Annotated in this window: 16 protein-coding genes; 6 read left to right on the forward strand and 10 right to left on the reverse strand. The window is 73.1% G+C overall.

Translation table 11 applies throughout. From position 1 onward, the window contains the following. Positions 1 to 128 precede the first annotated feature (128 nt). The 4 genes from ACFY3N_RS24260 to ACFY3N_RS24275 form a co-directional block, all read right to left on the reverse strand. Entirely contained in the window at positions 129 to 872 is a 744-nt protein-coding gene (locus ACFY3N_RS24260) for a class I SAM-dependent methyltransferase (protein WP_390818805.1), read from the reverse strand. Between the two features lie 45 nt (positions 873 to 917). Continuing rightward, positions 918 to 1,730 (reverse strand): SAM-dependent methyltransferase, encoded by an 813-nt coding sequence (locus ACFY3N_RS24265; RefSeq protein WP_390818806.1) that lies wholly within the window; start codon positions 1,728 to 1,730, stop codon positions 918 to 920. Positions 1,731 to 1,974: 244 nt separating this feature from the next. Further along, positions 1,975 to 5,349: a pyruvate carboxylase gene (locus ACFY3N_RS24270; protein WP_390818807.1), complete on the reverse strand. Its 3,375-nt coding sequence runs from the start codon at positions 5,347 to 5,349 to the stop codon at positions 1,975 to 1,977. Between the two features lie 379 nt (positions 5,350 to 5,728). After that, entirely contained in the window at positions 5,729 to 6,055 is a 327-nt protein-coding gene (locus ACFY3N_RS24275; protein ID WP_390818808.1) for a nuclear transport factor 2 family protein, read from the reverse strand. Between the two features lie 127 nt (positions 6,056 to 6,182). Here ACFY3N_RS24275 and ACFY3N_RS24280 point away from each other — a divergent pair, with 127 nt between their 5' ends. Next, positions 6,183 to 6,737: a DoxX family protein gene (locus tag ACFY3N_RS24280; protein WP_390818809.1), complete on the forward strand. Its 555-nt coding sequence runs from the start codon at positions 6,183 to 6,185 to the stop codon at positions 6,735 to 6,737. Between the two features lie 18 nt (positions 6,738 to 6,755). Here ACFY3N_RS24280 and ACFY3N_RS24285 read toward each other — a convergent pair whose 3' ends face one another. Continuing rightward, entirely contained in the window at positions 6,756 to 7,127 is a 372-nt protein-coding gene (locus ACFY3N_RS24285; RefSeq protein WP_390818810.1) for a winged helix-turn-helix transcriptional regulator, read from the reverse strand. Positions 7,128 to 7,258: 131 nt separating this feature from the next. Here ACFY3N_RS24285 and ACFY3N_RS24290 point away from each other — a divergent pair, with 131 nt between their 5' ends. Together ACFY3N_RS24290 and ACFY3N_RS24295 are read left to right on the forward strand one after the other, a co-directional pair. Further along, a complete protein-coding gene (locus ACFY3N_RS24290; protein ID WP_390818811.1) occupies positions 7,259 to 7,909 on the forward strand; it encodes an FMN-dependent NADH-azoreductase in 651 nt (216 codons plus the stop codon). 361 nt (positions 7,910 to 8,270) lie between these two features. Next, complete coding sequence (locus ACFY3N_RS24295; protein ID WP_390818812.1) at positions 8,271 to 10,187, forward strand: AMP-dependent synthetase/ligase; 1,917 nt, start codon at positions 8,271 to 8,273, stop codon at positions 10,185 to 10,187. On the opposite strand, the gene ACFY3N_RS24300 is transcribed toward ACFY3N_RS24295, so the two are convergent. Genes ACFY3N_RS24300 through ACFY3N_RS24310 form a run of 3 tightly spaced genes read right to left on the reverse strand, consistent with a single transcriptional unit; the run spans position 10,168 to position 13,074 of the window. After that, on the reverse strand, positions 10,168 to 10,722 hold the full coding sequence (locus ACFY3N_RS24300; RefSeq protein ID WP_390818813.1) for a DUF1990 family protein: 555 nt from the start codon (positions 10,720 to 10,722) through the stop codon (positions 10,168 to 10,170). The two genes, ACFY3N_RS24295 and ACFY3N_RS24300, sit on opposite strands and share 20 nt — an antisense overlap. Further along, a complete protein-coding gene (locus ACFY3N_RS24305) occupies positions 10,715 to 11,938 on the reverse strand; it encodes a cysteine desulfurase-like protein (protein ID WP_390818814.1) in 1,224 nt (407 codons plus the stop codon). Before ACFY3N_RS24305 ends, ACFY3N_RS24300 begins: the two co-directional genes overlap by 8 nt. Positions 11,939 to 11,976: 38 nt before the next feature. Next, entirely contained in the window at positions 11,977 to 13,074 is a 1,098-nt protein-coding gene (locus tag ACFY3N_RS24310) for an AI-2E family transporter (protein ID WP_390818815.1), read from the reverse strand. 122 nt (positions 13,075 to 13,196) lie between these two features. Here ACFY3N_RS24310 and ACFY3N_RS24315 point away from each other — a divergent pair, with 122 nt between their 5' ends. Further along, the gene (locus ACFY3N_RS24315; RefSeq protein WP_390818816.1) at positions 13,197 to 15,818 is read left to right on the forward strand and encodes a SpoIIE family protein phosphatase; all 2,622 of its coding nucleotides are present in this window, start codon (positions 13,197 to 13,199) and stop codon (positions 15,816 to 15,818) included. A 75-nt stretch (positions 15,819 to 15,893) separates the two neighbouring features. Here the strand turns inward: ACFY3N_RS24315 and ACFY3N_RS24320 are convergent, their stop codons facing one another. Both ACFY3N_RS24320 and ACFY3N_RS24325 read right to left on the reverse strand, forming a co-directional pair. Next, the gene (locus ACFY3N_RS24320; protein WP_390818817.1) at positions 15,894 to 17,102 is read right to left on the reverse strand and encodes a glycoside hydrolase family 64 protein; all 1,209 of its coding nucleotides are present in this window, start codon (positions 17,100 to 17,102) and stop codon (positions 15,894 to 15,896) included. 118 nt (positions 17,103 to 17,220) lie between these two features. Beyond that, entirely contained in the window at positions 17,221 to 18,066 is an 846-nt protein-coding gene (locus ACFY3N_RS24325) for a GntR family transcriptional regulator (RefSeq protein ID WP_390818818.1), read from the reverse strand. A gap of 284 nt (positions 18,067 to 18,350) precedes the next feature. On the opposite strand from ACFY3N_RS24325, the gene ACFY3N_RS24330 reads away from it, so the two are divergent. Both ACFY3N_RS24330 and ACFY3N_RS24335 read left to right on the forward strand, forming a co-directional pair. After that, a complete protein-coding gene (locus ACFY3N_RS24330; RefSeq protein ID WP_390818819.1) occupies positions 18,351 to 19,787 on the forward strand; it encodes a cellulose binding domain-containing protein in 1,437 nt (478 codons plus the stop codon). A gap of 81 nt (positions 19,788 to 19,868) precedes the next feature. After that, positions 19,869 to 20,621 carry an IclR family transcriptional regulator gene (locus tag ACFY3N_RS24335; protein ID WP_390818820.1) on the forward strand — a complete coding sequence of 251 codons (753 nt, stop codon included), beginning with the start codon at positions 19,869 to 19,871 and terminating at the stop codon, positions 20,619 to 20,621. The last annotated feature ends 19 nt before the right edge of the window (positions 20,622 to 20,640 follow it).

Raw genomic sequence — 20,640 nt, forward strand, 5'->3', positions numbered from 1 at the left:
CAACGGTTGCGGCGACACGCTAGGAGACTTCCGCTCAACCCGTCCAGACTTTGTACTCGATGAGTTCAAAGTCGGTTCGGTGGGCAGTCTTCATCGATGTAAGGGGCGGCGCCGGGACGGCGTGGTGATTACGGCGAGACCGGGAGGCGGTAGACGGAGACGTGGGAGCGCGACTCGGCGGTGAATTCGGCGCCGTCCCAGTCGGCGTGCCTGGATTCCAGCTCGAAACCGGCCAGTCGGGCCATGAGGTCGAGTTCGGCCGGCCAGATGTAGCGGTGCGGGGTGCAGAACAGTTCGGCCTGCTTGGTGCCGTCGAAATGGAAGTGGTGCGAGACGACCCGCTGTTCGAGGGTGTCGTAGGTGTCGAGGACGATGTATCCGGGCTCCGACAGGCCGACCGTGGCCGGCGCGCCCGGTGGCAGCTTGCGAAGTTCGGGCACCCACAGTTCGATCACGAACCGTCCGCCGGGGCCGAGATGACGGGCGACGTTGCGGAAGCACTCGACCTGCTCGGCCTGGGTGAGCAGATTGGCGATGGTGTTGAAGACGAGGTACACCAGGGTGTATTCGCCCGGCGCGGCGGTGGTCGCCATGTCACCCATGAGCACGGGGATGGTGGTCTCGTCGGCCTTGGCGCGCAGCTGCTCGACCATCGGCCGGGACAACTCGATCCCGGTGACGGGGACTCCGCGTGCGGCGAGCGGGAGGGCGACCCGGCCCGTGCCGATGGCGAACTCGAGCGCCGCCCCGCCCCGGGCGAGCAGGGCGAGGCGGTCCACGGTCGGTCCCAGTACCTCGGGGGCGAACATTCCGGTGCCGGGGGTGTCATAGCGCCGCGCGGCGTCGGCGTTCCAGATCTCTTCTTGGCCCATTGCGTCAACGCTGGCCGCCCACACCGGTGTTGTCCACCGAATAACCTACGGCTTGCGGGCGAGTCCCCCGTGCTCGGCGACGACCTCCGGCGTGGGCGTGTCGCCGTCCGGACGCCAGAGCGGGACCGGGACGACGCCGGGCTCGAGCAGCTCCAGACCCTCGAAGTACGCCGTGATCTGGTCGACGGTGCGCAGGTTGTAGGGCACGGCGCCGCTCTCGTTGTAGGCGTCCTGGGCCCGCTCGAAGACGGGGTCGACGCCCCGTGAGCCGTCGTTGACGGAGAGGTGGCTGCCGGACGGCAGTGCGGCCATCAGCCGGGTGACGACGGAGCGCGCCCGGTCGTGGTCGGCGATGTGGCCCAGGATGTTGCTGAGGATGAGGGCGGTGGGACGCCTGAGGTCCAGCGTCCGCGCGGCGATCTCCAGGATGCGGTCCGGGTCCAGGATGTCGGCGTCCACGTACGCGGTCGCCCCCTCCTGGGTGGAGTAGAGCAGGGCGCGGGCGTGGGCCAGGACCATCGGGTCGTTGTCGACGTAGACGATCCGGGACTCGGGGGCGATCCGCTGGGCGACCTGGTGGGTGTTGTCGGCCGTCGGCAGTCCGGTCCCGATGTCCAGGAACTGCCGGATGCCCGCCTCGCCGGCCAGGTAGGTGATGGTGCGGCGCAGGAAGGCACGGCTGCTGCGGGCGATGGTGACGATTCCGGGGAATACGGCGGTGTAGGCGTCGCCGGCCTCCTCGTCGACGGGGTAGTTGTCCTTCCCGCCCAGCCAGTAGTTCCAGATCCGGGCCGAGTGCGGCACCGAGGTGTCGATCTTCTGTTGCGCTGATCCGGGCGCCGCGGCAGGGTCGGTCATGAGTACCGTCCGTAGTCATTCGAAGGCTGTTCTGGCCAACGCACAATCTACGGTCCCACAGCTCACCGGCGCGGGCTTGTTCGCGGGACACGGGGCCGCTCCCGGCACGGATCAGCCGGGTCGCGTCGACGTCCGGATCCGCCCGGCGGGGCGGAGCCGGCTCGTCGAGGGGGCGGCCGGGGTGCGGCGGACGGTCCCTGCCGTCACTCCCGGTCGCCGGGCCGGCCGGGGGCCGGCCCCCGGCTCAGGCGAGTACCACGACGAGGTCACCGCCCTCCACCTGCTGGACACGGTTGATGGCCAGCCGGGTGACCGTGCCGGACTTCGGGGCGGTGATCGCGGCCTCCATCTTCATCGCCTCGATCGTGGCGACCGTGGCACCGGCCGCCACCTCGTCGCCCTCGGCGACCGCGAGGGACACCACACCGGCGAAGGGGGCCGCCACATGGCCGGGGTCGGCCCGGTCGGCCTTCTCGGTGACCGGGACGTCGGAGGCCGCCGCCCGGTCGCGGACCTGGATCGGCCGCAGCTGACCGTTCAGGGTGGACATCACGGTGCGCATGCCCCGCTCGTCGGCGTCGCCCACCGCCTGCAACTCGATGAGCAGCCGCACACCGGGATCGAGGTCGACGCCGTACTCCGTGCCGGGGCGCAGCCCGTAGAAGAAGTCCTTGCTGTCCAGGACGCTGGTGTCGCCGAAGGACTGGCGGTGCGTCTCGAACTCCCTTGTGGGGCCGGGGAAGAGGAGCCGGTTGAGGGTCGGCCTGCGGTCCTTCGCCAGGCCGGCGCGGTCGTCGGCGGTCAGCTCCCGGACCGGCTTGGGCCCGGCGCGGCCCCGCAGGGCCCTGCTGCGGAACGGCTCGGGCCAGCCGCCGGGCGGGGTGCCCAGCTCGCCGCGCAGGAAGCCGATCACGGAGTCCGGGATGTCGAACCGGTCCGGCTCCTTCTCGAAGTCCTCCGGGGAGACGCCCGCGCCCACCAGGTGCAGCGCCAGGTCGCCCACCACCTTCGACGAGGGGGTGACCTTCACCAGGCGGCCGAGCATCCGGTCGGCGGCGGCGTACATCGCCTCGATGTCCTCGAAGCGGTCGCCCAGGCCCAGCGCGATCGCCTGGGTGCGCAGGTTGGACAGCTGCCCGCCGGGGATCTCGTGGTGGTAGACACGGCCGGTCGGCGCGGCCAGGCCGGCCTCGAAGGGGGCGTAGACCTTGCGGACGCTCTCCCAGTAGGGCTCCAGGTCGCCGACGGCCTGAAGGTCCAGTCCGGTGGGGCGCCCGGAGTGGTCGGTCGCGGCGACGATCGCCGACAGGGAGGGCTGGGAGGTGGTGCCCGCCATCGAGGCCACCGCTCCGTCGACCGCGTCCGCGCCGGCCTGGACCGCGGCGAGGTAGGTGGCGAGCTGGCCGCCGGCGGTGTCGTGGGTGTGCAGGTGGACCGGCAGGTCGAACTCCCGGCGCAGGGCCGACACCAGCGTCGCCGCCGCGGGGGCCCGCAGCAGTCCGGCCATGTCCTTGACGGCCAGGACGTGTGCGCCCGCCTCCACGATCCGCTCGGCCAGGCGCAGGTAGTAGTCCAGGGTGTAGAGCCGCTCGGACGGGTCGGACAGGTCGGCGGTGTAGCACAGGGCCACCTCGGCGACGGCCGTGCCGGTCTCGCGCACGGCGTCGATGGCGGGCCGCATCCGGGAGACGTCGTTCAGCGCGTCGAAGATGCGGAAGATGTCGATTCCGGTGGCCGCCGCCTCCTGGACGAAGGCGTCGGTCACCTCGGTCGGGTACGGGGTGTAGCCCACGGTGTTGCGGCCGCGCAGCAGCATTTGGAGGCAGATGTTGGGCACGGTCTCCCGCAGGGCGGCCAGGCGCTCCCACGGGTCCTCGGCGAGGAAGCGCAGGGCGACGTCGTAGGTGGCGCCGCCCCAGCACTCCAGCGAGAGCAGCCCGGGCAGGGTGCGCGCCACCAGGGGGGCGACGGCGAGCAGGTCCTTGGTGCGGACCCGGGTGGCGAGCAGCGACTGGTGGGCGTCGCGGAACGTGGTGTCGGTGACGCCGATGGTCGGCGAGTCGCGCAGCCGGCGGGCGAAGCCGTCGGGGCCGAGTTCGGCGAGCCGCTGCCGCGAGCCGGCCGGCGGCTCACCCGCGGGCAGCGGCGGCAGCTTGGTGAGCGGGTCGATCAGCTGGGGCCGCTCGCCGTGCGGCTTGTTCACCGTGACGTCGGCGAGGTACGTCAGCAGCTTGGTGCCGCGGTCGGCGGAGTGGCGGGCGGTGAGCAGTTCGGGACGCCGCTCGATGAACGACGTCGTGACGCGTCCGGCCTGGAAGTCCGGATCGTCCAGGACCGCCTGCAGGAAGGGGATGTTGGTGGCGACGCCGCGGATGCGGAACTCGGCCACCGCTCGCCGGGCCCGGCCCACCGCGGCGCCGAAATCCCGGCCCCGGCAGGTGAGTTTCACCAGCATCGAGTCGAAGTGGGCGCTGATCTCCGTGCCGGCGTGGGTGGTTCCGCCGTCCAGGCGGATGCCGGAGCCGCCGGGCGAGCGGTAGGCGCTGATCCGGCCGGTGTCCGGACGGAAGCCGTTGGCGGGGTCCTCGGTGGTGATGCGGCACTGCAGCGCGGCGCCGCGCAGGGTGACGGTCTCCTGCGAGAGACCGAGGTCGGCGAGCGTCTCGCCGGCGGCGATGCGCAGCTGCGCCTGCACGAGGTCGACGTCGGTGACCTCCTCGGTCACCGTGTGCTCGACCTGGATGCGCGGGTTCATCTCGATGAAGACGTGGTTGCCGTCCCGGTCGAGGAGGAACTCCACGGTGCCGGCGTTGCGGTAGCCGATCCGCCGGGCGAAGTTCACGGCGTCGGCGCAGATGCGGTCGCGCAGCCCGGGGTCGAGGTCGGGCGCGGGCGCGAGTTCGATCACCTTCTGGTGGCGGCGCTGCACCGAGCAGTCCCGTTCGAACAGGTGGATGACGTCGCCCTGCCCGTCGGCGAGGATCTGCACCTCGATGTGGCGGGGTTCGACGACGGCCTTCTCCAGGAACACCGTGGGGTCACCGAACGCGGACGCCGCCTCCCGGGACGCCGCCTCGACGGCCTCCCTCAGCCGGGCGGGGTCCTCGACGCGGCGCATGCCGCGGCCGCCGCCGCCGGCGACCGCCTTGACGAACACGGGGAAGCCGATGCCGTCGGCGGCGCCGACGAGTTCGTCGACGTCGGTGGAGGGCGCCGAGGAGCCGAGCACGGGCACCCCGGCCTCGCGGGCGGCGGCCACCGCACGGGCCTTGTTCCCGGTCAGTTCCAGGATCCGGGCGTCGGGTCCGACGAAGGTGATGCCGGCCTCCTCGCAGGCCTTGGCCAGCTCGGGGTTCTCCGACAGGAATCCGTAGCCCGGGTAGACGGCGTCGGCGTCCGCGCGGCGTGCGGCGCGGACGATCTCCTCCACCGAGAGGTAGGCCCGCACCGGATGTCCCGGTTCGCCGATCTCGTACGCCTCGTCCGCCTTCAGGCGGTGCAGCGAGTTGCGGTCCTCGTGCGGGAAGACGGCGACGGTTCGGGCACCCAGTTCGTAGCCCGCGCGGAACGCCCGAATCGCGATCTCGCCGCGGTTGGCGACCAGCACCTTGCGGAACATTCTCGATCCCTTCAGCCTGCCGGTGACGAGGACCATCGTGTCGGTGGCGGGTCCGGTACGCCATGTGAACCGGACCACTCGTCCCGGCCCGCCGACGGGGTGAGGGGCCGCGGAGAAGAAGCGTTTCTTCCCAGCGGCCCCCACGCGTGCCGGTGGAGCACCGCTCCGGGATCCCGAACAGCTCGTCCGGTGGGCCGGTGCCGGGGCCGCCGATCCCGTCCGCGGTGGCCGCGCCCGTCGGCGCCGTCGCCACGGCCGCCGGGGCGACGGCGTCGGGCCGGTGCCAGGACGGCGCCAGGGCGGCCGGGCGGGCGGCCGCCGCGCCGGCCACGTGGGGGGCGGGCCACGGCCGGCCCGGGCGGGGAGGTCCGGGTCCGGGTCAGGCCTCACCGGTCTCGAAGCGGGAGATGCGGCCGTCGTCGTCGACGGTGAAGGACCACCGGGTGCGCATCTCGCCCCAGGTGTCGTTGCTGTAGCGGGCGAGGAGGCGGCGGCCGCCGCCGGATTCGTTGTCGACCTCCAGGTGCCCGTGGGAGGAGAAGATCTCCCGGTCGATCCACTCGGTGAGGTCACGCTCGAAGCCGTCGTCCGCCATGGTGGCACCGGGCGCCAGCAGAGCCAGGAAACCGTCCCGGTCGTGGTGGTTGACGGCCCTGACGAAGGCGCGGACGGCGGGGTCGCTGAGACGCGTGCTCTGAATCGCCATGTCCGCCAGCGTCGTACCGGCCGCCGGGCCCCGCCACCCGCGTCACCCGAACGGCGACCGGTGGCGCGCCGTGCCGGTGGTGGGGATGAGACGGTGGGCGGGCCAAGCCACTGCTCCGGGAGACGACGTGACCTGTTACGACCGACGTGATCTGGGCCTGCTGCTGCTCCGGCTGGGAACGGGCGGGGTGCTCGCGGCGCACGGCGCGCAGAAGCTGTTCGGCTGGTTCGGCGGCGGCGGCCTCGAGGGCACCGGCCAGTTCATGGAGTCCATCGGCTACGCGCCCGGCAGGGCGAGCGCCACGGCGGCGGGCCTCGCCGAGGCCGGCGGGGGCGTGCTGCTCGCGCTCGGTCTCGCCACCCCGGCGGCGGGCGCCGCGGCGGCCGGCGCGATGGCGGGCGCGTCCGCCGTGCACGCGCCCAACGGCTTCTTCAACCAGGAGGGCGGCTTCGAGTACGCCGCGTCCCTGGGCCTGACGGCCGCCGGACTCGCCGTCACGGGCCCCGGCCGGCTCTCCCTGGACCACGCGCTCGGCCACGCGGTCAACCGGAGCTGGATGATCCCGGCGGCCTTCGCGGTGACCGCGGCGGCCACGACGATGACGGTGGGGGCGCGCGTCCGGCGGCTGCGGAAGGCCGAGGAGGGCGAGAAGGGCGAGCAGGAGGCGTTGTTCGAGGAGTAGTCCGACGCCCCGGCGGCCTCAGCGGCCCGTCGGCTCCGTGCACGGCCCGCCCTCGGGCAGATGCGCCTCGGCCCACTTGCCGAGTTCCCTGAGCGCGGGCCCCAGCGCCGCGCCCGACTCCGTCAGACGGTAGGCGACCCGCAGCGGCGGTCCCTCGTCGACCTCGCGGACCACGAGTCCCGCGGCGCCCAGTTCGGTCAGCCGGTCGGAGAGCATGCGCTCACTGATGCCGGGGACGGCCCGGCGCAGATCGGCGAAGTACGCCGGCTGTTCCACCAGCACGGCCACGATCGGGCCGGTCCAGCGCTTTCCGAGCAGCTGGAAGACGCGGCTGATGCCGCCGTCCACCTTCTTGCACGCCTCTGACCCATGCGCCTGCTCGACCGCCATGCCCCCAGGGTACTACCCCTCCACAAGGGGGTGAAAAAAAGTAAGCCCCTGTGTTATTCATAGTCGAGTACGAATTCTCAGCGATGGCGTCCCTGCGTCACCGCCCCTGCGTTCATGGGAGAAGACCCCCGATGGCCACCCTTCTGCACATCGACTCCTCCGTACTCCCGGCGTCCCTCTCCGCGTCCCGCGCCGTGGCGGAGACCTTCCGCACGGCATGGGAGGAGCAGCACCCCGAGGGCACGGTGATCCACCGCGACCTCGCCACCGACCCCGTTCCGCACCTCAGCGCCGACGCCCACACGGCGGGCTTCGCGGATCCCTCCACGCACACTCCCGGGCAGGCCGCCGCCTTCGCCGCGCGCCTGAAGCTGATCGAGGAGTTCGAGCGGGCGGACGCGCTGCTGATCGGCGCCCCTATGTACAACTTCACGATCCCCTCCACGCTCAAGGCGTGGCTGGACAACGTGGCCCTGATGGGCCGCACCGCGGGCGAGAACCCCTCCGCCAAGGGCACCCCGGTCACCGTGATCGCCAGTCGCGGCGGCTCCTACGCGCCGGGCACCCCGCGCGAGGGCTACGAGTACGTGCAGAACTACCTGCGGGCGGTGCTGGTCGACTTCCTCGGCCTCGACCTGGACTTCATCGTCCCGGAGCTGACCATGGCCCCGCAGAACCCGGCGATGGCCGAACTGGTCCCGCTCTACGAGAGCTCCCGCGAGCGCGCCCACCAGGACGCGACCCTCAGGGCCAAGACCCTCGCCGAGCGGCTGGCCGCGTAGCGGCGACGGCTCCACGGTCACCGCGGACGGGGCCCGCACGGGCGAGGAGGACCGGTCGCCGGTCCGGGGGCCCGGCCACCCGGACCGGGCGGGCCGGCCGGCGAACGTCCGCCGCCCCCCTCGCGCCCGTCGTCGACATCCCGGGTCCGCCGCCGGAAGCGGGCCGCCCCGGAGTCCCCGGCGACCCCGGACGGACCGGCCGCGCGAGGGCGCCGCCCACCGGACCGTGCCGGTCTCCGGCGCCCCCGCGGACACCGGAGCGGCCCCGGCCCATTGACTCATCCTTACGCACAGGTAAGTTTACTCCGGAGTAAGTACGGCAGCACCAGCACGAGAGCACCAGCCGCGACCGGGAGCCGTCATGGGCGTACGCAAGGATCTGGAACGGGCGAAACGACGCACGGATCTGTCGAGCAGGGCCGGGGTCGAGACCGTCAGGGACGAACACGGTGTCGTGCGTGAGGCCCGTACGGCGGCCCTGGCCCCGCGGCGGACCACCGGCAGCACGGCCGACATCCCGTTCACCAACGCGGCCGAGGCCCCCGACGCGGTGGTGCTGCGGCGCGAGGAGCACGGCGCCTGGCGCCCGGTGACGGCGGCGGCCTTCGCCGACGAGGTCACCGCCGTGGCCAAGGGGTTGATCGCCGCCGGCCTGGAACCGGGCGACCGGGTCGCCGTGATGTCCCGCACCCGCTACGAGTGGACGGTCCTGGACTTCGCGGTCTGGTCCGCCGGCGGCCGGACCGTGCCGGTCTACCCCACCTCCTCCGCGGAGCAGGTGGGGTGGATCGTCCGTGACTCCGGCGCCAGGCACGTCGTCACGGAGACCGCGCGGAACACGGCCGCCGTCCTCACCGGCACCGCCGCCGGAAGCGGGCCCCCGCGCGTGTGGGAACTGGACGCGGACGCCCTCGCCGAGCTCACCGCACTCGGCCGGGACGTCCCCGACGAGGAGGTCACCAAGCGCCGTACGGCCCTGACCCCCGGCACCGTCGCGACCGTCTGCTACACCTCCGGCACCACCGGACGCCCCAAGGGCTGCGTCCTCACCCACGCCAACCTGTACGCCGAGGCCGTCAACACGGTCGAACTGCTGCACCCCGTCTTCAAGGAGGTCACGGGCCAGACCGCCTCGACCCTGCTCTTCCTCCCGCTCGCCCACGTCCTCGGCCGCACCATCCAGATCGCCTGCCTGCTCGCCCGCATCGAGATCGGCCACTTTCCCAGCATCAAGCCCGACGAACTCCGTCCCGCCCTCAAGGCGTTCCGCCCGACGTTCCTGGTCGGCGTGCCCTACCTCTTCGAGAAGATCCACGACACCGGCCGGGCCACCGCCGAGAAGATCGGCCGCGGCGCCTCCTTCGAACGCGCCCACCGTGTCGCCGTCCGCTTCGGCGAGGCCCACCTCAACCGGTTCCTGGGCCGCGGCAGGGGGCCCGGCCCCGGTCTGTACGCCGCCTGGGCCCTGTACGACCTGCTGGTCTACCGCCGGGTCCGCAAGGAACTCGGCGGCCGGACGCGCTACGCCATCAGCGGCGGCTCCCCGCTGGAGCGCGACCTCAACCTCTTCTTCTACGCCGCCGGGATCATGGTCTACGAGGGCTACGGCCTGACCGAGACCACCGCCGCCGCCACCCTCGTCCCGCCGCTGGGCCCCCGCCCCGGCACGGTCGGGGTCCCGGTCCCCGGCACCGCGGTCCGCATCGCCGACGACGGCGAGGTGCGGATCAAGGGCGGCATCGTCTTCGGGTCGTACTGGAACGACCCGGCCGCCACCGACGAGGTGCTCACCGACGGCTGGTTCGCCACCGGCGACCTCGGTTCCCTGGACGGGGACGGCTATCTGACCATCACCGGCCGCAAGAAGGACATCCTCGTCACCTCCGGCGGCAAAAACGTCTCCCCGGCCGTGCTGGAGGACCGGCTGCGCAGCCGCCCGCCCGTCGGCCAGTGCCTCGTCGTCGGCGACAACCGCCCCTTCGTGGCCGCGCTGATCACCCTCGACCCCGAGACGGTCGCCCACTGGCTGGCGGTCCGCGGGCTGCCCGCCGGCACGCCGATGTCCGAGGTCGTCCGCGACCCGCGGATGCGCGCCGAGGTGCAGAAGGCCGTGGACTACGCCAACGAGGCCGTCTCCCGCGCGGAGTCCATCCGCGCCTTCACCCTGATCGAGGGCGAGTTCACCGAGGAGAACGGACTCCTGACGCCGTCGCTCAAGGTCAGGCGGCGGGCGGCGCAGGAGGCCTACGCGGACGAGATCACGGCCCTGTACTCCTGACCCCCACGTCCCGCAGGGCGCGGAGGTAGCGCCCGCGCACAAGGAGCTGGGCCGACAGGAGAACGGGGAAGAGCGGGCGCCAGGGGCCCGCCGGCGCCGCCCGGGTCAGGGAACGCAGGGTCAGCAGGACCCGGCCGTCGCCGTCCCGGTGCACGACGAAGGCCTCTTCCCCGCTGACCGGGTGGCCCCGGCGGGTGCCGTAGGCGAAACCGCACCGGTCCCCGGTCTCCACCACGGCGACGACCTCGACCGGTTCCCGCACGACGCACCGGCCGAGGCCGGCCGTGACGGTGTACCGCCCGCGCTCACGCGCGCCGATGCCGCCCCCGTCGGCCGGCGCGACGGCGAAGCCGCTGCGCCGTTTGACCTCCCACCGCAGCACCGCCTCGCCGGCGGCGGTCCAGACGTCCTCTCCCCGTCCGATCGTCACGGTCGTCTCGAACCGGCGGAACCCGGGCGGGGACGCGGACCAGACCGGGGCCTGCGGGGCGGTGACGGCGCGGGGGCCGTAGGTGAGACCGCCGTCCTCACCCATGCGCGTCCGTCCTCCGCCCCAGGAAGGCGGACAGGCCCGTCAGCAGCCGGTCGACGTCCTCACCGCTGGTGTAGGGGGCCAGTCCGACGCGCAGGCCGCCGGTGTCGCCGAGGCCGAGGCGACGGGACGCCTCCAGCGCGTAGAAGCTGCCGGAGGGCGCGTGGACGCCGCGTTCGGCGAGGAAACGGTAGGCGTCCTCGGTGCGGTGGCCGTCGAGGGTGAGCAGCAGGGTCGGGGTGCGCCGGGCCGCCCGGGAGTGGACGGTGACCTGCGGCAGGGCCGCCAGCCCCTGCTCCAGCCGGTCGCGCAGGACGCCCTCGTGTTCCTCGATCGCCTCGAACGCCGCGGCGAGCCGTTCGCGGCGGCTGCCGCCCAGCCCGGGGGCCAGCCCGGCCAGGAAGTCGACCGCCGCACGGGTGCCCGCGAGGAACTCGTAGGGCAGCGTGCCGAGTTCGAAGCGCTCGGGCACCACGTCCGTGGAGGGCAGCAGTTTGTCCGGGCGCAGTGTCTCCAGGAGTTCGGGGCGGGCGGCCAGGACGCCGTGATGGGGGCCGAGGAACTTGTACGGGGAGCAGACGAAGAAGTCCGCGCCGAGCGCCTCGACGTCGACCGGGGCGTGTGCCGTGTAGTGCACGCCGTCGACGTACAGCAGGGCGCCCGCCTCGTGCGTGATCCGGGCGATCTCGGCGATCGGGGGCATCGTGCCGATCAGGTTGGAGGCCGCGGTGACGGCCACCAGCCGGGTGCGCCCGGAGAGCTGGGCGCGGATGTCGTCGGCGGTCAGTTCGCCGGTGGCCGGGTCGAAGTCCGCCCGGCGGACGGTGCAGCCGGTCCGCTCGGCCGCCTGGACCCAGGGGCGGATGTTGGCGTCGTGGTCCAGCCGGGTGACGACCACCTCGTCGCCCGGTGCCCAGGTCGCGGCGAGGGTGCGGGAGAAGTCGTAGGTGAGCTGGGTGGCGCTGCGGCCGAAGACGACGCCCGCCGGGTCGGCGCCCAGGAGGTCGGCCATGGCGCGCCGGGCCTCGACGACCACGGTCTCGGCGTTGCGCTCGCCGGGCAGGCCGTCGCCGCGGATCGAGAGCGGCCGGGACAGCGCGGCGGCGATCGCCTCGATGACGGGCAGCGGCGTCTGGGTGCCGCCGGGGCCGTCGAAGTGCGCGGTGCCGGCGGCCAGCGCGGGCACCCGGGCACGCAGTGCGGTGAGGTCGTACGTCATGGAGGGCCTCCTGTCGGTGCGGTGGGTGAGGGTGCCGGTCAGACGGACGAGCCGTCGGCCCGCGGTGCGGGCGGCGGGTCGGAGAGCTGCTCGCGCAGATAGTTCCAGACGACCGCGATCAGCGCGGCCACCGGTACGGCGAGCAGGCTGCCGACGATGCCGGAGAGACCGCCGCCGAGCGTCACCGCCAGCAGGACGACCGCCGCGTGCAGTCCGAGACCGCGGCTCTGGATCATGGGCTGGAGCACATTGCCCTCGAGCTGCTGCACCGCGACGATGATGGCCAGCACGATCAGCGCGTCCGTCAGACCGTTGGACACCAGCGCGATCAGTACCGCGACGAAGCCGGCGAACAGGGCGCCCACGATGGGCACGAACGCGGACACGAAGGTCAGCACGGCCAGCGGCAGCACCAGGGGGACGTCGAGGATCCACAGGCCCAGGCCGATCAGCACGGCGTCGATCAGGCCGACGAGCGCCTGGGAACGCACGAACGAGCCCAGGGTGAGCCAGCACCGCTCGGCCACGGCCGGGACGTCGGCGGCCAGCCGGCCGGGGAGCTGCCGGCCGAGCCACGGCAGGAAGCGCGGACCGTCCTTGAGGAAGAAGAACATCAGGAAGAGCGCCAGTACGGCCGTGACCACGCCGCTGAAGACGGTGCTCACCCCCGTGACGGCGGTGGTGGCGATGGTGCCGGCGCTGTCCTGGATGCGAGCGGTCGCGCTGTCGAAGGCACCGGCGATCTGGGCGTCGTCGATGTTCAGCGGCGGCCCTGCGGCCCATTCGCGCAGCCTCTCGACGCCCTCGACGACCCCGTCGGCCAGCTCGCCGGACTCCGACGCCACGGGCACCGCGATCAGCGCCACGGTACCCGCGGCCAGCAGCAGGAACAGCACGGTCACCAGGGACGCGGCGAGCGCGGGGGCCAGCCCGCGCCGACGCAGGAAACGGGTCGGGGGCCAGGTGAGCGTGGTGAGGAGGAGGCCGATTATCAGGGGCCAGATCACCGACCACATCCGGCCCAGCAACCACAGCACCACCGCCGCCGCGACCAGGACCAGCAGCAGCTCACCGGAGACACGCGCCGACGTACGCAGCGCGGCGCGGGTTCTCCCCGCGTTCAACGTGGCAGACATGGAGGCACCTTATGGGGCCCGCCGGTCACGGTGATCACCCGGGATCCGCCCGGGAGGACGTCCGGCGGGGTTCCGCCGTGTCGGCCGGGGAGCGGCCGGGGCCGGTGAGGCAGACTGAGGTCATGGGCGACCTCTGTGCCCGCGGGACACCGTCGCGTCGGTTCCCTCCGGCGCCGAAGAGCGTGGCGGAGGCCCGGCGGTTCGTGCGGGCCGCCCTCGGCGACGCCGCGCCGGACCTGGTGGACACGGCTCAGCTGCTGGTCAGTGAACTGGTGACCAACGTCGTCCTGCACGCCCGCACCGAGGTCGAGGTGACCGCTCGCGTCGACGACGGCACGGTCCGCGTGCGGGTCGGCGACCGCCGGCCGGACCACGGGCTCGTGCCGCACGGATTCCCGCCCTGCGCCGGTACGGGACAGGGTCTGCCGCTGGTCGCCGGGCTGTCGTCCCGGCGGGGCGTCGAGACCGGTGACCGGGGCAAGACGGTCTGGTTCGAGCTGCGGCCCGAGGGACCGCCCCGGTACCCGGAGGAGTGGGAGCCCGCCGCGGACCCCTCCGGCCCTGGAGCCACGGTGACGCTGCTCGACGTGCCTGCGGCGCTCTACGCGGCGGCCCAGCAGCACCGGCACGCCCTGTTGCGGGAGGTGACCCTGGCCGTCGGCGCCGGCCACGACCTCGGTGTCCCCCCGGAGGACCTCGTCGTCGCGCTGGACATGAGCCGGCTGATCACCGCGTCCGTGACGGCCGCGCTGCGGCGGCAGCCCTCCGGGCAGGCGATCCGCTCGCTGCCCCTGTCGGTGCCGCCGGACGCCGAGCCGTCGGTGCAGACCCTGCGCGCGGTGCTCGACCTGGCCGAGGAGGGCGCCCGCGCGGAGCGCCTGCTGACGCTCCCCGCGCTGCCGCGGCAGCGACTCTTCCACCAGTGGCTGTTCGACCAGATCGTCGGACAGCTGGCCGGGGCGCACCCCACGGCGTGGACGGTGGTGCCCGGGGAGCCGGGCACCAGTCCCTCGGAACCGGTGGCGTGGGACGCCGGGCAGGTGCAGGGGAGCAGGGCTCCGACGATCGCCGCCGACGAGCGGAACCGGATCATCGCGGTGAACGGGCCGGTGGCGGACCTGCTCGGCTGGCACGCGGACGACCTCGTCGGGCGGCCGCTCACCACACTCGTCCCGGAGCACCTGCGCAGACGGCACGTCGCGGCCTTCACGTCCCTGCTGCTCAGCGGGCAGCCCCGGATCCTGGGCCGCTCGGTGCCGCTGCCCGCGCTGCACCGGGACGGCCGGCTGATCCCCGTGCGGCTGTTCGTCCAGCCGCAGGAGACGGCCGACGGGCGCACCGTCTTCGTCGCCCAGCTCGCCCCGCGGGCGGCGGATCCCGGTCCCCCCGCGGACCCTGCCGGCCGCGTCCGGTCCCTGGCACAGGAGGAACCGGAGCGGCTGCCGCCGCCGGCCACCGGCGACCCCGGCCGGGACGCGGACCGGTCCGCGCTGGAGCGGCTGTCGCTGCTGGCCGACACCGCGGCCGCGCTGAGCAACGCCCCGTATCTGGGCGAGGGTCTGGAACGGGTGGGCCGGATCCTCACCCGGCGGCTGGCCGACTGGTGCGCGGTGGACCTGTTCACGGAGAGCGGCCAGGTCGAACGGGTCTGCCTCACCCACCGTTCGCCCCGCGGTCACCGGCCCGCGGAGTACGAGGGCCGGCTTCCGCCGGTGTCCGACTCCGCCCGCGGTCCCCTGGCCCGTGCGCTGCGCGGGGCGGGCCCGCTGCTGCTCACCGGGCCGCCGTCGCCCAGCCAGGTCGCGAGTCCCCTGGACGCCCACTACCTGGGGCTGTTCCGGACCATGGGCGCGGACAGCGCGGTCGTCGCCCCGCTCCGGGCCCGCCGGCAGATCATCGGTGTCCTCACCGTGGCCCGCCGCGGACGGGACAGGCCGTTCACGGAAGAGGACCTGCCGCTGGTCCACGACCTGGTGCGCGGCCTCGCCCTGGGCGTGGACAACCTCCGTCTCCACCAGGAGACGCGCAACATCGCCGAACGTCTCCAGCGCTCGCTGCTGCCGAGGCTGCCGGAGGTCGAGAACCTGCGGCTGGCCGCCCGCTACGCGGCCTCCTCCGCCACCGCCCAGGTCGGCGGTGACTGGTACGACGGCTTCGTCCTGCCCGACGGGGACACGGCACTGGTCATCGGTGACGTCACCGGGCACAACCTGGACGCGGCCATCGCCATGAGCCAGCTGCGCAGCATGCTGCGGGGCATCGCGGTGGACCGTCAGGAGCCGCCCGAGACCGTGCTGAACCGCCTCGACATGGCGAACCACAGCCTGTACCGCGAGTCCACCGCCACCTGTGTCTACGCCCTGGTCAAGGGCCGCGGGGACGGTCCCTGGGAGCTGGTGCACTCCTCCGCCGGGCATCCGCCGCCGCTGCTCATCGAACCGGACGGCCGCACCCGCTATCTGGAGGGCGGCTCGGGGCTGATGCTCGGGGTGGACCCGCGGGCGCTCCGTCCCCGGGCCCGGGACGCGATCCCGGCGCACGCGACGGTGCTGCTGTACACCGACGGGCTGATCGAACGCCGGGGAGAGCACCTGGACGACGCCTTGGAGCGGCTCCGCCGGCACGCCGCCGCCCTGGCCCGGGAGCCGCTCGACGTGCTCTGCGACGAGTTGCTCATCGGGCTGGGCACCGACGGCGACGACGACATCGCCGTCCTGGCCGTGCGGCCGGTGCCGCCGCGCTGACCGTCGTTCCCCCGTCCGGTGGCGGCGCCCGGTCCGCGCGCCGCCGCCGGCACGGTGTCCTCCGTACGGGAGCGGTCAGTCGAACGGGTCGAGGGTGAGGGAGGCCTGGCTCGGGTTGCCGTCGTGGACGAGCGACTCGTGGTTGCCCACGTCGTCGAAGGCGAAGGCGTACGCCTTGCCGTCGGCCATCTGCGCGTGGACGGCGCGGGCGTAGTGGTTGGTGACGGAGTCCTGGTAGAAGCCGCCGGAGCCGGAGTCGGGCTGGCTGGGGTTGGTCAGGAGCGTGGAGCGGTTGAATCCGGCGCACAGGGTGCGGGAGATCGGGCCGCGCACCTGGTCGTTGGGGGCGTCGAGCCTCCTGTGGCAGCCGAAGACGGAGGAGGCGTCCGGCTTCTGGAAACTGGTGACGACGGCTCCCGCGCTGTCGGTGAAGTTCATGACGTCGCCCGAGACCCGGCCGTGGTACTTGACGCCCGGCCGGTCGGCGAAGGGCGCGACGGTCAGGGCGGAGCCGGTGTACTTCTGCCAGACCCGGTTGACGTAGTCGTCCATGACCGACGCGGGCAGGGCGCCCGTCTCCAGTCCGTACAGCGGGGACAGGGCGCGCAGCACGGTGCCGTCGGAGCGGGTCTGGATCAGGCCGGCCCAGCCTCCGGACTGTCCCCTGAGCGCATTGAGGACCGCGCGGTAGCCGCCGGGCCTGAGCCTGCCGGTGCTCGCGGTGCTGCCGTCGGCGCGCTGCACTCCCACCGAGTAGGGCGCGGAGAACATGTCGACCTGGGTGCTGTTGAGCCACAGGCCCGAGTCGTTGAGCGTGTACTCCGACCAGTTGAACAGGATGGCGCGGTTGGGGTCCGACGGGTTCTGCACGGCGGGCTGCACCAGGCCGCCGGTGGTCAGCTTGAACACGAGCTTCTGGCCGTAGGAGAAGTAGATGCGGCCGGAGAACCTGGGGACGCGGATGGTCGTGGACCGTCCTGCCGCCGGGCCCGCGATGGAGGCGTCGGGCGCGGGGGTGGGCGGGTTGCCGCCGGCGGGCCAGGGGTGGAAGGTGCCGCTCGCGTCGGCCCAGCCCTGTCTGCCGGTCGACAGCTGGGTGCCGAGGTTGTAGACGTACACCTGCTCGCCGCGGCCCGAGTTGTTGGTGATCTTCAAGGGGATGGTGTCCGGGACCGCGGCGGCGTGGGCGGGGGACGGCGCTCCGGTGGCGAGCAGTGAGCCGCCGAGCACCGTGACGATGCTCAACCCCACCGCCATGGCCCGGCGTCCGAGTGTGCGCAGCATGCTCCCTCTCCGTTCGACTGTGGGGGGAATGGTTCTGAGAGCGCTCTCAGCGTCTCGCCCTGGTATGAACCTGTCAACGGTTGGGGGTCACCGGGTCCGCCGCGCGCCGAGACGGCGGTCAGCCGCCGCTCTGCACCACGCCCCGGGTCGAGAAGGTGACGGGAGCGCCGGGGGCGAAGTCGCCCGGCGGGAAGCCCGGATGGTGCCCCTCGGGCGGCTTCGGCCGCGCGGGGACCGGGCCGAGCGCGAGGCGGGAGACGATGCGGTAGCGGTCGCCCCGGTAGAGGGAGCGGACGTACTCGACGGGGCGGTCGCCGGTGTCGGTGGTGAGGCGTTCGAACAGCAGGGCCGGCGACAGCTCGGGCACCTCGAGCAGGTCCGCCTCCGCGCGGGTCACGACCGTGGGCTCGATGGACTGCACCGCCTCGCCGACCCGCACGCCGTGCCGGTCGCGGAAGTGCTCGTACAGGTCGCCCCGTTCCAGTTCCTCACCGGTCAGGTCCGGTACGAGGTCGGCCGGGATGTGCAGGTGCTCGATGGCCATGGGTGAGCCGTCGACCAGCCGCAGGCGGGCCACGTAACGGATGCGCGCCGCGGGCGACATGCGCAGTCTGCGCCCCACCCGGGCACCGGCCGGCAGGGTGCGGAGCTCCAGGACCCGGCCGGTCCACACACCGCCGGCCCGGGGCACGGCGAGGGAGCCCCGCCCGGAGACCAGTTCCTGGGTGATCTTCTCCGCGGCGACGAACACGCCGCGGCCGTGCTCGCGCACCAGCAGCCCCGCGACCACGAGTTCGTCCACGGCGGCGCGCAACGTGGGCCGGGACACGCCGAGTCGGGCGCACAGACTGCGTTCGGAGGGGATGGCGTCGCCGGGGCGCCGGGCCTCGATCAGCTCGAGGACCGCGTCGCGGACCCGTTCACGCTTGAGCACGGCGCCCGAGGCGGCGCGGTCGATCTCCATACGGGACTCCCGTTCGTCGTCGGGCGGCGTGGCAGACCGTGCGGCCGTCGGGGCACTGGTACGGCTTCGACCCTAACTGGTCCGCTCCGCAAGGGAGTCCGTCCCGGAACGCCTGCGGGAAGGGTTGACGTCCACATTGGTCCATGCCACCTTCTCTCGACATCGACTGGTAAAGCCCCGGCGGCAACTGGTCAACCCGACGACGGGCCGGGCCGCCACCGTGAGCCCCCGGCTCACCGCGCAGACGATCCGCCGTGCGCCACCCCCACAGCGAAAGGACACGGATGAGCATTCGTCCCACCGGCCGCCGCACCCGTGCGGCACTCGCGCTGACCGCGCTGCTCGGCAGCGCCGCCCTGGCCGGTCTCCCCGCCACCACCGCCGCCGCCGCCGCGGACGGCGCCCTCACCGTGCAGTACCGCACCGGCTCGGGCGGGGCCACTGCCGACCAGAGCGAGCCCTGGCTGAAGGTCCGCAACACCGGTTCCTCACCGGTGCAGTTGAACCAGGTGAAGGTCCGCTACTACTTCAAGGCCGACGCCCCGGACACCACGTACCGCTTCGCCTGTTCCTGGGCGGTCAGGGGCTGCTCCGCCATCACCGGCACGTTCGGGACGCTCGCCCGCCCCACCGCGACGGCCGACCGCTATCTGGAGATCGGGTTCACCCCGTCCGCCGGATCACTGGCTCCCGGCGCCGACACCGGGGACATGCAACTGCGCTTCCACCGGTCCGACTGGCAGACGCTCGGGCAGAGCGACGACTACTCCTTCGACGGCGCCCGGACCTCGTACGCGGACTGGAACAAGGTCACCGCCCGGCTCGCCGGCGCCACGGTGTGGGGCACCGCCCCCGAGGGCGACGACCCCACCGATCCGACCGGTCCCACGGACCCGACCGACCCGCCGGGCGGCGGCCAGACCCTGTTCGACGACTTCGACTACACCTCGCACACCGACCCGGCGCTCTCCGCGCACGGCTGGAGCGTACGGTCCGACTCCGGCGGCCCCGGCGTGCCCGGCGCGACCTGGGACCCGTCCAAGGTCACGTTCGGCTCCTCGGGCGGCGACTCGGTGATGAACCTGGAGACCTCCACCGCCGGCACCGGCGCCTCCACCGTCCACACCGAAGTCCTCACGAAGAGCACGAAGTTCAGGAACGGCACCTACGCGGCCCGCGTGCGGTTCTCCGACGCCCCGAAGCACGGTCCGGACGGCGACCGCGTCGTCCAGACCTTCTTCACCATCAACGACCTCAAGGCCCCGATGGCCGACGACTACGCCGAGTACGACTTCGAGTACCTGCCCAACGGAGGCTGGGGCGAGCCGGCCAACATCCTCTACACGACCTCCTGGGAGACCTATGCCCCGGATCCGTGGCAGGCCGTCAACCAGCACAGCGAGAGCCGACGGAGCTTCGCCGGCTGGCACGACCTGGTGGTGACCATCGACGACCACGCCATCACCTACTACGTCGACGGTCGGCACTTCGGCACGCACGACGCCGCGTACCTGCCGGAGCGCCCGATGTCGATCAACTTCAACCAGTGGCTGATCGACCTGGACGGCCGGACGTCGACCACCCCCCGCGCCTACGACCAGCAGGTCGACTACGTACTGCACGTCAAGGACCAGGTACTCACCCCGGCCCAGGTGACCGCGAGGATCGACGCGTACCGGGACACCGGCACGTCCTTCGTGGACGGGATCCCGACCCCCTGAGGCACTGGGCCGGCCGGTGGGAACCGTCCGGTGGGGCGGGCCCCCCTTGCCTGCGGCGGGCGGTCGGCGCAGGCTGGTCCCATGGGTGCGGGCCCCACGCTCATCACCTCCGTACAGCGAGCCTTCCGGCTGCTGGAGGCGGCGAGCGCCCACCGGAACGGCGCACCGGCGAAACAGCTGGCGCGTGAGACGGGGCTGCCCCTGGCCACGGCCTACCACCTGCTGCGCACCCTGGTGCACGACGGGTATCTGCGCAAGCTGGACGACGGCGGATTCGTCCTGGGCGACCGGTTCCAGACCCTGCACACGGCGGGCGGCGGCCAGGCGCTGCTCAGCCGGGTCCGGCCGGCGCTCGCGGCGTTGCGGGACGAGCTGTCCACCGCCGCCTACCTCACCTTCTACGAGGACGGCGAGATCCGCGTCGCCGAGATCGTCGACAGCCCCCGTACCCCGCGGGCCGAGCTGTGGGTGGGGTTCGAGGACGCCGGGCACGCCACCGCGCTGGGCAAGTCGGTGCTCCGGGAACTGGACGACGAGGCGCGCAGGGAGTACCTCTCCCGGCACCCCCTCAACGGCCTCACCCCACGGACGATCACCACGGCTCCGGAGCTGATCCGCCGGCTCGAGTCCAGCGACCTGGCGCCGGCCGTCGCCGACGTGGAGGAGTACTCCCTGGGCACCGTCTGCGTCGCCGTGCCGGTCTACAGCGGGCACACCCTGGGCTCGCTCGGGGTGTCCATGCCCAAGGACCGGCTGCACCGGCTCGACGAGGTCCGCCGGCGCCTCCTGCCGACCGCCGGACGGGTGACCCGGGGACTGTCGCTCACTATCTGAAAAGCACACCCTTGTGACG

The sequence above is a fragment of the Streptomyces sp. NPDC000348 genome (assembly GCF_042898795.1).
Classification (GTDB): Bacteria; Actinomycetota; Actinomycetes; order Streptomycetales; family Streptomycetaceae; genus Streptomyces.